Genomic DNA, 11,111 nt, shown 5'->3' on the forward strand with positions numbered 1-11,111 from the left:
ATGAGAATTGCTGTCACAGGAGCCACCGGAAAGCTCGGACGCGCCGTCGTCGAGCGACTTCGCACCTCCGGACACTCCGTCATCGCCCTCGACATCGTCGGCGCCCGCGGTCCGGGATTCACGCAGGTCGACTTCACCGACTACGGCCAGACCGTGGATGCGCTGTTCGGCATCAACGACCGTCACGACGGCCTCGATGCAGTCGTGCACCTCGCAGCGGCACCGGCCGGCGGCATCCTGCCGGACTCGCAGACCTTCCACAACAACATGTCGGCCACCTTCAACGTGTTCCAGGCCGCTCGCCGCGCCGGCATCAAGAACATCGTCTACGCGTCGAGCGAGACCGTGCTCGGCATCCCGTTCGAGACCCCGCCGCCGTACATCCCCGTGGACGAGGAGTACGACACGCGGCCGGAGTCGATCTACTCCCTCACCAAGCACCTCGAGGAGCAGCTCGCGATCAAGCTCGTTCGCTGGGACCCGGAACTCAGCATCACCGGCCTGCGATTCTCCAACGTGATGGATGTCGCGGACTACGCAGCGTTCCCGTCCTACGACAAGGACGCCCGGCTGCGCAGCTGGAACCTCTGGGGGTACATCGACGCCCGGGATGGCGCCCAGGCCGTGGAGCGGGCCCTCCTTCGCAACGTCCCCGGCTTCGAGGCGTTCATCATCGCCGCGAGCGACACGACCATGAGCCGCTCCAGCGCCTCGCTCGCTTCCGAGGTCTTCCCGAACGTCACGGTCACCAAGGAGCTCGGCGAGACCGAGACCATGCTCTCGATCGACAAGGCTCGTCGTCTGCTCGGGTTCGAACCCGAGCACTCCTGGCGAAACCATGCCCAGGCGTGATTGTGTATAGACGCGCCATCGCGATCGCCGTCCTGGCGATCGCGACGGTGGGCATCGGCGCGCAAACCGCCCTGGCCAGCGACGAGCCCCGAGTTCCGGAGGAGGTCGCGTCCTACTTCGCGACCGGCCTCGTGCCGAGGCTCGCCGACCTGTATGGGGCGAGCTCGTACGACGCGACAACGAAGATCGGAACGGTGCGGCGCGTGCTCGCCTTCACCAAGGCCTTCCGGTCGGGCGCGGGCACGACCCCGACCGAGCTCACCAACAACTGGGTCGCGCCGGTCTCCACCAAGAACGACGTCGTACTCGGCCTCGCGACGGTGTGGATCAACCCCGGCAGCGACCAACCGGAGCTCGCCAACTTTGCGCCGGGCACCGCGACGGTGGCCGCTCTCGCCGCCGCCCCCGCGGGCTCCCTGCTCGTGCGGGACGACCCGACCGGGGCCTGGTTCGCCTCGGACGGTACGACGATAACGCCGCTCATCCCGGGGAAGTCGGGCGTCACCTCCGCCCTGCCGAACGCGGAGTTCCGCAAGAAACTCGTGGCCGATGCGCCCGCCACCGCCGCTAGCCCACCGACGCAGGGACTGCTGGTGGCCGGCATCGTGCTCGGGATCGTGGTGGTGCTGCTCGCGGGATTCGTGCTGCTGCCCGATCGACGCCGGCGGGCCCGCGGTGCGTCTGGGGAGGGCGACGCCGCCACCGTCCCGGACTCCGGTTCTCCTTCCGAAACGGCCGTGCCTTCCGCGTCCCCGCCTGCTCTCGAGTCCGCTTCAGCTTCAGCGTCCGCTACTGACGCCGCGCCCTTGTCTGCCTCCGCTCGTACTTCCGTACCCGCTCCTGCGTCCCTTTCTGAATCCGTGTCCACGGCCGCCGACCACGCGGCCACCCCGGTCGTCGAACGCTCCGCCGCCAGCCCGGCCCCGACCGCAGATCCGGTCCCGGCATCGACGGCCTCACCGAAGCGCGTGGCGTCAGCGAAGCCGGGCGCGTCAGCGAAGCCGGGCACGGCCGCGAAGCCTGGCACGGCCGCGAAGCCGAGCGCGTCAGCGAAGCCGAGCGCGTCAGCGAAGCCGGCGTCGGGGACCGCCAAGGCGCGCGCGTCTTCTCCCGGTGTCAAGCCGGGCGCGTCATCGGGTATGGAGCGGTCTCGAACTTCGCCATCCGCGCCCGTCGACCGTTCCTCGGCCGCTGCTGGACCCGAATCTGGCGGCCAACGGGCCGACTGACGCGTCGCGGGGTGCCCGCCGCCGGCCGGCCGGCTTTCCGCTCCTCTCCGCACCAAGCCTGCGAATAAGAGTTCTGCACAGATTAGCTCCTCGCCTTCGAATATATGTTCGAAGGTGGGAGAATTGACGCATGACCACCCCCATCGCGACGGCGGCTCCGGAAGGCTTCCCGGCTCATGCGGCGAGCGATGCCGATCCGCCCGGCCCGCCCCGGGCCGACCCTGCCGAGGCGTTCCTCGCGTCGGCCCGGGCAGTCGCTGCGCTGGCCGCGGGACAGGGGTTCGCCGGGTTCGCCGGGGACGAGTTGCTGCACGCCCTGGACGTGATCGTCGCCCACCGTCGACACGTGGACGCTTTTGCCGCGTGGGCGGCGGGGGAGATCGCTCGCAGGTCGCGCGTGCCGTTCGGCCATTCCGGCCTCGCTCAGAAGGCCGGATTCCGAAGCGCGGAGGCTCTCATTCGCGCCCGACTGCAGACCACCCTCGCCGAAGCCGGCAAGTTTGTGGCCCTCGGCACCATCCTCATCGACACCGCTGCGGCTACCGCCGGTATCAAGGCCGTCGCGAATCTGGAGGTCATCGGGGTCGGAGATGGCCCCGAGGAGTCCGACACTGCCCTCATCGATGCCGGCTTGGCTGACCCTGGCGAGGGGGCATTCCCGTGGGAAGCGCCAATCGCGGACGCCCTGGTCGCCGGCTCGGTGTCCGCGGGCGGCGGGGAAGCCATCCGCCGCGGGCTCGGCGACACTGACGACACCATCGACGGAGGCATGCTCGCCGCGGCGAGCCAGCAGTTGCTCGCCGAGTCGGCGGGGATGTCCGCCGACCACCTCTACCGCCGCGCAAGGCAGTTGCGGGACGAGATGGACCAGAACGGCATCGCCGATCGCGAGCGACACCGATACGCCGCCAGACGGATGACCTATTGGGTTCGTCGCGACGGCATGTACCAGATCAACGGCGCCCTCGACCCCGAGTCCGGCAGGATCGTCTTCTCCGCCCTCGACGCCGTGCTCAGTCCGAGGCGAGGTGGCCCCCGATTCGTTAGCGCCGCGAAGAAGTCGCGTGCGCGGGCGATCGTCGATGATCCGCGCAGCACGGAACAACTGTGTGCCGACGCGTTCGTCGAAATGGTCCGCATCGCCGGCGCTGTCGATCCCGGCACCATCTTCGGCAGCCGACGGCCCGCCGTGAGGGTCATCGTCTCCGAACACAGCCTCGCGGCCCGCCCGACTCTGCCCACCACGGACGGCCCAGCCGGTCACGGCTATATCGAGGGGGTCGCGGACCCGGTGTCGATGGAGACGGTCGAGCGATTCCTGTGCGACACCGGGACCCTGGGGATCCTGTTCGATGTCGGCGGACAGTGCGTCGACGTGGGCAGGGACCAGCGCACCTTCACCGAGAGGCAACGCACGGGACTCGCCGCCCGCGACGGGGGCTGCATGATCGGAGACTGCGATCGTCCTCCCGCCTGGTGCGAAGCCCACCACATCGACGAGTGGGACCGCGACTTCGGCCTGACGAACATCGCCGACGGGACAAATCGTAAATCTCACCCTGAATAGCTATTGATGTTCACCATCCGCTGAATACTGCAGTAATCGCCGCGTCGACAAATGCGCCGACTGCGTCGAGAAAGCCACGGAGGAATCCTCGTCGCCTATCGCCCGGTGCCGGGTCGCGCAAGTGTCTAGGCATGAACGGATCATAAGGCGACGAACGGACAAAGTGAACGGAATCTTGTTGTGCCGTTTCCACCATCTCAATCTGCACAACAACCACTGGCGGGTTGTTCGAGTGGACGATACCTACTGGTTGAAACCACCGCCAGACATTGACCCGGAACGGAAGCTAATCCCCCTGCCGAGCAAGAGTCGCGCGTACCGCGAGGCCATGGTCGAGTTCAGGACAAAAAGGGGAGCGGCGGGGACGAAGAGTGAGAGGGAGGCGTGAGCCCGGAGGGTGGGCTGCCGATTCCTCGCCTGACGTGGAGCCGGCCTGGTGCCCCCGGCATCACCGCACCCCCGCCTGACGCCGAGCCCGTCCGGCAACACGGCCCGTCTGGCACCACGGCACGCCTGTCGGACAAGGCGCTCGCGGCCGTGTTGCGCGGCGGCTACTTCATCCCGTAGTCTTATCCACAGCCAAAGACCGCCGGTTATTGGTGTGCGTCGATTCTCTGAATCGCAGCCGCCGATCGAATGTTCGCTACAGCGAAGACCTGCGCAGGTGTATTGAGAATTCCTTCCATGGTTTAGCTCCGTGTTGGTTTGGCTCCGTGCGCTTGCGCCGGAGCTTTTTTTGTTGTCGTGGCACGGCCCGGTGGTCCGGAACGCACAACCACGCACCACAAATCCATTACTAGGAGCCACATGGCGAACAAGGAAGCTTCGGTTGCCGAGCTCACGGACAAGTTCCGCGACTCGACCGCCGTACTGCTCACCGAGTACCGCGGGCTCACTGTCGCTCAGCTGAAGACGCTGCGCACCACTCTCAGTGAGAACGCCACGTACTCCGTGGTGAAGAACACGTTGACCAAGATCGCCGCGAACGCGGCTGGCATTTCGTCGTTTGACGACGACCTTGCCGGTCCGTCCGCGATCGCGTTCGTGCACGGTGACCCGGTCACCGTTGCGAAGGGTCTTCGCGACTTCGCCAAGGCAAACCCGCTGCTGGTCATCAAGGGCGGTTACTTCGACGGTAACCCCCTGACCCCGGCAGAGGTCATCAAGCTCGCCGATCTCGAGACCCGAGAGGTGCTGCTCGGCAAACTTGCCGGCGCCTTCAAGGCCTCGCTGTTCGGCGCGGCGTACATGTTCAACGCTCCGCTCGCCAAGGCCGTTCGTACGGTCGACGCGCTGCGCGAGAAGCAGGATTCCGCGTCCTAACTCCGCAAGGACGTTAGACACCGCGGCTTACAACACGAGAAACAAGGAGAAACATCATGGCAAAGCTTTCAGGCGACGACCTCATCGAAGCATTCAAGGAGCTCACGCTCATTGAGCTCAGCGAGTTCGTCAAGAAGTTCGAAGAGGTCTTCGAGGTCACCGCGGCCGCCCCCGTTGCAGCTGCTGCTGCCGGCGGAACCGCCGCTCCGGTCGAAGAGGTCGAGGAGAAGGACTCCTTCGACGTCGTCCTCGAGTCCATCGGCGACAAGAAGATCCAGGTCATCAAGGAGGTCCGTGCCCTCACGAGCCTCGGCCTCGGCGAGGCCAAGGCCGTCGTGGACAACGCCCCCGGCGTTGTGCTCGAGGGTGTCAACAAGGAGACCGCCGAGAAGGCAAAGGCTCAGCTCGAAGAAGCTGGCGCCACCGTCACCCTCAAGTAGTCGACGCCCTTCGGGGCTCATGCTTGCGGCGTTTTCGATGCTGTCTGTGAATGCGGACTTCCGTGAGGGAGTCCCGCATTCTCGGGGCGTCGTCCCACACGGGGCGGCGCCCTTCGCGTTGGGGGCGCGCCACTCCAATCGCGCGGAAGACTCCCATCGCGCGCAAGACACACACAGGAGGCCCCCTGGCGACGCTGCCAGAGGGCCTCTGCTTGCGGGGACACGGGTGGCGCGGGACACGCCGTAACCACTCGGCATGTCCCGCGCCTGTGCCGTCTACGCCGCAGCATCCGGGATCAGGGACGGACGTTGCAGCGCCCTCGAGGAGCCGACCGACGGCAATGTCGGCCCATGGAGCGCCGAGCGAATCGTTTCACCGATTGCTCTTGCCTGAGGCTACTTGCGATTGGCATTCGTTGTCCACCATAATGAGGACGCGTCGCCACCGGATTTCTCGAGGTGGAGGGCGCGAATTCCGCGAGTTGTACCCCGATCTGTGTGTGGACTAGACAGTCTTACCCTCTGGCTAGCCCGGTTCAGCGCGTTGATGGGGGCACGGCCCGTCTGCACGACGCGGCAGCGCCGGGGCCACAGGTCCCGGCGCTGCCGCGGCGGGCGACTGCACCGGGATGGTGTCGATTAGGGCAGCGTCGATCAGGCCGCGTCGATCTCGGGGCAGCGACGATCAGTGCACGGTGACGTCGGCGGGCGCCGTTGTGCTGCGCCTCACGATCATGCGCACCGGCATCGTCACCCTTTCGTCCTCGAGGGGCCCACGATCGCTCGTGAGCCGTTCCAAGATCATTTCGACCGCCTTGGCGCCCTGGTCCACCGGGTATTGCTCGAGCGTCGTCAGCCCGAACATTTCCGCCAGATTGTGGCCGTCGATCCCGACAATGGAGACCTGCTCCGGCACGGTGATGCCGAGCTGCCGGGCCGCCACGATCGCGCCGATCGCGATCTCGTCGCAACCGGCGACGATTGCCGTCGGTCGTGAGCCAGGATCGCCGAGCACGGAGAGGGCACCGGCGTATCCGCCGGGAATCGTGTACGGAACCGCGCGGAAATCGTCGGGATGCGCAATTCCGGCGGCGTCGAGGGCCTCCCGCATGCCCGCGAGACGTTGGGCATGCACTCGGAAGTCCATCTGCTCGTTGAGGTCGCCCCCCAGATGCATGATGCGGGTGTGGCCGAGGCTCAGGAGATGTTCGGTCATGAACCGGGACGCCCGCACGTCGTCGATGCTGAGTGACGAAATGCCGTCGATGTTCCCTCCGATGCTCACGATCGGCTTGCCGAGGGACTTGAGCAGCGCGACCTCGTGCGAGGTCAGGGCCACGTCGACGGCGATCACCGCGTCCACGCGCTTGCGCACCAGGAAGTAGTCGAAGATGCGCTCGCGCAGGGCGGCGTGCGGGCTGAGCCGGTAGAGGGTGAGGTCGTAGCCCGCGCCGATGAGGGCGCTCTCGATGCCCTCGAGCACCTCGGCGAAGAACCAGCGGTTGACGAAGGGGATGACCACGCCCACATTGCGGCTTCGACCGGTGACCAGGCTCGCCGCGTTGGAGGAGACCACGTAGCCGATCGCTGCGGCCGCCCGTTCCACCTTCGTCCTGGTCTCATCCGAGACGTAGCCCCGGCCGCTAAGCGCCCGGGATGCGGTGGATTTCGACACGCCCGCGAGGCGTGCGACATCGGCGATTGCGCTCACAAGCACCCCATCTCCTTCGGCAGCGGCTCGGCGGAGCACAGCCTAGCGATCTTTTCGGTCGAATGGAACCGGTTCCACATGGTCGCGCTCCCACGGCGCGAATGTGGATCAACCCTGTCGCTCCGGCGCGACATGCGCGTGACGAAAACGTTAGATAACAGGCCACACCAAGCGCTTGCAGAAACCCCTCGAGGTGTCGTAGTTTGTCGAGTGGAACCGGTTCCCTATTGTCAGCCTGCGCGTGTACCAGCGCCGGCGAACCGGCGACACAGCACTGTCCAGTCCGCGTTCAGCCATGAACACCTGCGGAAGAACCTCAATGAGGAGGAGTTACATGAGTTCCACCGTGCACCGCCGCATCACAGCCCCACTCGTTTTTCTTACCATCGCGGGCCTTGCTCTCGCGGGCTGCTCGTCGGGGGGCGGCTCCACCTCGTCGAACAAGGGCCCGGGCGACGCAGGCAAGGCCGACGGAGTCGTGACCATCTATGGCACGATCGCCGACACCGAGGCCCAGCTTCTCAACCAGTCCTGGGCGGACTGGGAGAAGAAGAACAAGATCACCATCAAGTACGAGTCGAGCAAGGAATTCGAGACCCAGATCAGCATCCGGGCCCAGGGTGGAAACGCACCGGACCTCGCGATCTTCCCGCAGCCAGGCTTGCTCAACGACCTCGCTTCGAGGGACTTCATCCAGCCGGCTCCGGCGAGCGTCGCGGCCAACGCCAAGAAGTACTGGTCCAAGGACTGGGCCGCGTACGCGTCAACCGGTGGAACGCTCTTCGGCGCGCCGCTCATGGCGAGCGTCAAGGGCTTCATCTGGTACTCCCCGGCGAAGTTCAAGGACTGGGGCGTCGAGGTTCCCAAGACGTGGGACGAGCTCATGGCCGTGACCAAGACCATCCAGGAGAAGACCGGCAAGGCGCCGTGGTGCGCCGGGTTCGGCTCCGACGCGGCGACCGGATGGCCGGGAACCGACTGGGTGGAGGACCTCGTGCTTCGGCAGGCCGGAGCGGCCACCTACGACAAGTGGGTAAGCCACAAGATTCCGTTCACCGACCCGGCGATCAAGAAGGCGTTCGACTCCGTCGGCTCCATCCTGCTCAACCCGAAGTACGTGAACGCGGGCTTCGGCGACGTCAAGTCGATCAACGCCACGCCGTTCGGTGACGTCGCTCGCGTCGTCGGCGACGGCTCGTGCGCACTGACCCACCAGGCGTCCTTCTTCGATGGGTTCATCACTGACCCGAAGAACGGCAACGCGACGGTTGGGCCAGACAAGCAGGTCTGGGCGTTCCTCACCCCGCCGATCGATGCCGGTGCAGGCCAGGCCGTCACCGGTGGTGGCGAGGTAGTCGCGGCGTTCTCGAACGACGCGGACACCATCAAGGTGCAGGAGTACCTCTCCAGCCCCGAGTGGGCGAACAGCCGCGTCAAGCTCGGCGGCGTGATCAGCGCGAACAACGGTCTCGACCCGAAGAACGCGTCCAGCCCCATCCTGCAGCAGGCGATCAAGATCCTGCAGGACCCGAAGACGACCTTCCGCTTCGACGCCTCGGACCTCATGCCGGGCGTTGTGGGAGCCGGTTCCTTCTGGACCGGCATGGTCGACTGGGTGAACGGGAAGTCCACCGACGAGGTCCTGAAGACCATCGACGCGTCGTGGCCTTCTAAGTAGCTCGCTTCACAAGGATGGCCGGCGGAGAAATATTTCCGCCGGCCATCCCCCGCTCCTTGCTACGGTGTCGTTAGCATCGTCGCTTCAGCCCGTTGTCTTCTGAGTCCACCGTCGTACTCGAAAGGGTGTAAATGTCAGACTTTCTGCGCTGGATCTCAACGCTTCCTGCGTTGGCGCAAATACCGCTCGTCATTCTCGCGTTCCTCGCGGTCATGGCCCTCATCCTCTTCTTCGTGGAGATCGCGCCGCGCTCCGGCCGCCGGTACACGATCATCCGCCTTGTTGTGTGCGTACTCGCACCACTCGCGCTCTTTCTCACCCTCGGGTCGATTCCGGCCGCGGCCGCCGTCGCCGCGGTGCTCGGCGGGGTGTTCTTCATCCTCGACTACCGCGCCAAGCAGGGCGCCGGCTATCTCTTCCAGCTGATCGGCTTCCTGGCCCCGGCGGTCTTCCTGCTCGCCATCGGCCTCATCTACCCCACGATCGGCACGACGATCGCCGCCTTCCAGAACAGCCGGGGCAACCGATTCATCGGACTCGACAACTTCGTCTGGATCTTCACCCAGCAGACCGGCATCCGCGTGGTGCTCAACACGATCGTCTGGGTGCTCATCGTGCCCGCGGTGTCGACGGCCTTCGGCCTCGCCTACGCCATGTTCATCGACAAGTCCCGCGGGGAGAAGTACTTCAAGATCCTCGTCTTCATGCCGATGGCCATCTCCTTCGTCGGGGCGAGCATCATCTGGCGCTTCGTCTACGCGGCCCGCCCGGCGGGCCAGAACCAGATCGGCCTGCTCGACCAGATCGTGGTCTGGTTCGGGGGACAGCCGGTGGAGTGGATCCAGAACTCGCCATGGAACACGTTCTTCCTCATCGTGGTGCTCGTCTGGATCCAGACCGGCTTCGCCATGGTGGTGCTCTCGGCCGCGATCAAGGGTGTTCCCGCGGAGCAGCTCGAGGCGGCCGAACTCGACGGGACCAACGCCTGGCAGCGATTCGTCAATGTCACGGTTCCCGGCATCCGCAGTTCCCTCGTGGTCGTGCTGACCACGATTTCCATCGCGTCGCTCAAGGTGTTCGACATCGTTCGCACCATGACCGCCGGCGCAAACGACACGAGCGTCATCGCCAACGAGATGTACACGCAGTGGAAGGGCTTCGAGAACGGACGCTCGGCCGCCTTCGCGCTGGTTCTCTTCGTGCTGGTGCTCCCGATCATCATCTACAACGCACGGCAGATCAAGAAGCAGAGGGAGATCCGATGAGCGCCGTCACTCCGATTGATGTACCCATCGATACCGCGACCAAGGTCCAGCTGGGCGCGGGCGAGCGTGCCACCGGGCTCACCGCGACGAAGCGCACCAAGCGACGCCTGACCAGTCGGGGCGCAACGGTCGCGGCGCTGATCATCGCCGTCTTGTGGACCACACCGACCTTCGGGCTGTTCATCTCGTCGATTCGCCCGGCTAAGGAGATCCTGCGAAACGGGTGGTGGACGATCTTTCAGAACCCCGGGTTCACGCTCGACAACTACACGCAGGTGCTTAACGCCGGCAACAGCCAGCTGAACCTCGCCGGGTCGTTCATCAACTCGATCGCGATCACGCTTCCGGCGACGATCTTCCCGCTCGTCATCGCGAGCCTCGCGGCGTACGCCTTCGCGTGGATCGACTTCAAGGGCAAGAACTGGATGTTCATCGGCGTCTTCGCCCTGCAGATCGTGCCGCTGCAGATGGCGCTCGTTCCGCTGCTGAGCCTGTTCTCGCGCGGACTGGTCATCGGCGGAGTTCCCATCTTCGCGGGGTTGAACGCAAGCGGGTCGTACTCCCAGGTGTGGATCGCGCACACGATCTTCGCGCTGCCCCTGGCGATCTTCCTGCTGCACAACTTCATCTCCGAGATCCCGAGCGAGCTCATCGAGGCGGCAAGGGTGGATGGCGCCGACCACGGCCAGATCTTCTTCAGGATCGTGCTTCCGCTCACCATGCCCGCCATCGCGTCGTTCGCGATCTTCCAGTTCCTCTGGGTGTGGAACGACCTTCTCGTGGCCCTGGTCTTCGCCGACGGTGGCGTCGCCCCGATGACGAAGCTGCTCGCGGAGATCACTGGAAGCCGCGGCCAGGACTGGAACCTGCTCACGGCGGGCGCGTTCATCTCGATCCTCGTGCCGCTCATCGTGTTCTTCGCGCTGCAGCGGTTCTTCGTGCGTGGCCTCCTGGCAGGCAGCACGAAGGGCTGATCCTCGCACCGCTTCCGGACCTCGGTGCCGGCGGCGGGGGATACGCGCTCACGGCGGGAGTCACCACTCCCG

9 protein-coding genes are annotated in these 11,111 nt (G+C 65.7%); 8 read left to right on the forward strand and 1 reads right to left on the reverse strand.

The genetic code is table 11. From position 1 onward, the window contains the following. The 5 genes from VIM54_RS11310 to rplL all read left to right on the forward strand — a co-directional run bounded on the left by VIM54_RS11310 (position 1) and on the right by rplL (position 5,411). On the forward strand, positions 1-852 hold the full coding sequence (locus tag VIM54_RS11310; RefSeq protein ID WP_331901388.1) for an NAD(P)-dependent oxidoreductase: 852 nt from the start codon (positions 1-3) through the stop codon (positions 850-852). After that, positions 849-2,081: a hypothetical protein gene (locus tag VIM54_RS11315; RefSeq protein ID WP_331901390.1), complete on the forward strand. Its 1,233-nt coding sequence runs from the start codon at positions 849-851 to the stop codon at positions 2,079-2,081. The genes VIM54_RS11310 and VIM54_RS11315 overlap by 4 nt, the downstream gene beginning before the upstream one ends. Before the next feature lie 130 nt (positions 2,082-2,211). Beyond that, positions 2,212-3,648 (forward strand): DUF222 domain-containing protein, encoded by a 1,437-nt coding sequence (locus tag VIM54_RS11320; protein WP_331901392.1) that lies wholly within the window; start codon positions 2,212-2,214, stop codon positions 3,646-3,648. 807 nt (positions 3,649-4,455) lie between these two features. Beyond that, on the forward strand, positions 4,456-4,971 hold the full coding sequence (rplJ, locus tag VIM54_RS11325; RefSeq protein ID WP_331901393.1) for a 50S ribosomal protein L10: 516 nt from the start codon (positions 4,456-4,458) through the stop codon (positions 4,969-4,971). A gap of 56 nt (positions 4,972-5,027) precedes the next feature. Beyond that, the gene (gene rplL / locus VIM54_RS11330; RefSeq protein WP_331901395.1) at positions 5,028-5,411 is read left to right on the forward strand and encodes a 50S ribosomal protein L7/L12; all 384 of its coding nucleotides are present in this window, start codon (positions 5,028-5,030) and stop codon (positions 5,409-5,411) included. A 685-nt stretch (positions 5,412-6,096) separates the two neighbouring features. On the opposite strand, the gene VIM54_RS11335 is transcribed toward rplL, so the two are convergent. Then, a complete protein-coding gene (locus tag VIM54_RS11335; protein ID WP_331901397.1) occupies positions 6,097-7,128 on the reverse strand; it encodes a LacI family DNA-binding transcriptional regulator in 1,032 nt (343 codons plus the stop codon). Between the two features lie 328 nt (positions 7,129-7,456). Here VIM54_RS11335 and VIM54_RS11340 point away from each other — a divergent pair, with 328 nt between their 5' ends. The 3 genes from VIM54_RS11340 (at position 7,457) to VIM54_RS11350 (ending at position 11,039) form a co-directional block, all read left to right on the forward strand. Further along, the gene (locus tag VIM54_RS11340; protein WP_331901398.1) at positions 7,457-8,800 is read left to right on the forward strand and encodes an ABC transporter substrate-binding protein; all 1,344 of its coding nucleotides are present in this window, start codon (positions 7,457-7,459) and stop codon (positions 8,798-8,800) included. A gap of 131 nt (positions 8,801-8,931) precedes the next feature. Continuing rightward, the gene (locus VIM54_RS11345; protein WP_331901400.1) at positions 8,932-10,065 is read left to right on the forward strand and encodes a sugar ABC transporter permease; all 1,134 of its coding nucleotides are present in this window, start codon (positions 8,932-8,934) and stop codon (positions 10,063-10,065) included. Next, positions 10,062-11,039 carry a carbohydrate ABC transporter permease gene (locus VIM54_RS11350; protein ID WP_331901402.1) on the forward strand — a complete coding sequence of 326 codons (978 nt, stop codon included), beginning with the start codon at positions 10,062-10,064 and terminating at the stop codon, positions 11,037-11,039. The genes VIM54_RS11345 and VIM54_RS11350 overlap by 4 nt, the downstream gene beginning before the upstream one ends. Positions 11,040-11,111 lie beyond the last annotated feature (72 nt).

The organism is Lacisediminihabitans sp. (genome assembly GCF_036569425.1).
Lineage (GTDB): Bacteria > Actinomycetota > Actinomycetes > Actinomycetales > Microbacteriaceae > Lacisediminihabitans.

Bases quoted from the DNA above. Each gene is read 5' to 3' on its own strand.
- VIM54_RS11350 (WP_331901402.1), top strand. From the start codon at position 10,062: ATGAGCGCCGTCACTCCGATTGATGTACCCATCGATACCGCGACCAAG.
- VIM54_RS11340 (WP_331901398.1), top strand. From the start codon at position 7,457: ATGAGTTCCACCGTGCACCGCCGCATCACAGCCCCACTCGTTTTTCTT.
- rplL (WP_331901395.1), top strand. From the start codon at position 5,028: ATGGCAAAGCTTTCAGGCGACGACCTCATCGAAGCATTCAAGGAGCTC.
- VIM54_RS11310 (WP_331901388.1), top strand. From the start codon at position 1: ATGAGAATTGCTGTCACAGGAGCCACCGGAAAGCTCGGACGCGCCGTC.
- VIM54_RS11320 (WP_331901392.1), top strand. From the start codon at position 2,212: ATGACCACCCCCATCGCGACGGCGGCTCCGGAAGGCTTCCCGGCTCAT.
- VIM54_RS11345 (WP_331901400.1), top strand. From the start codon at position 8,932: ATGTCAGACTTTCTGCGCTGGATCTCAACGCTTCCTGCGTTGGCGCAA.
- rplJ (WP_331901393.1), top strand. From the start codon at position 4,456: ATGGCGAACAAGGAAGCTTCGGTTGCCGAGCTCACGGACAAGTTCCGC.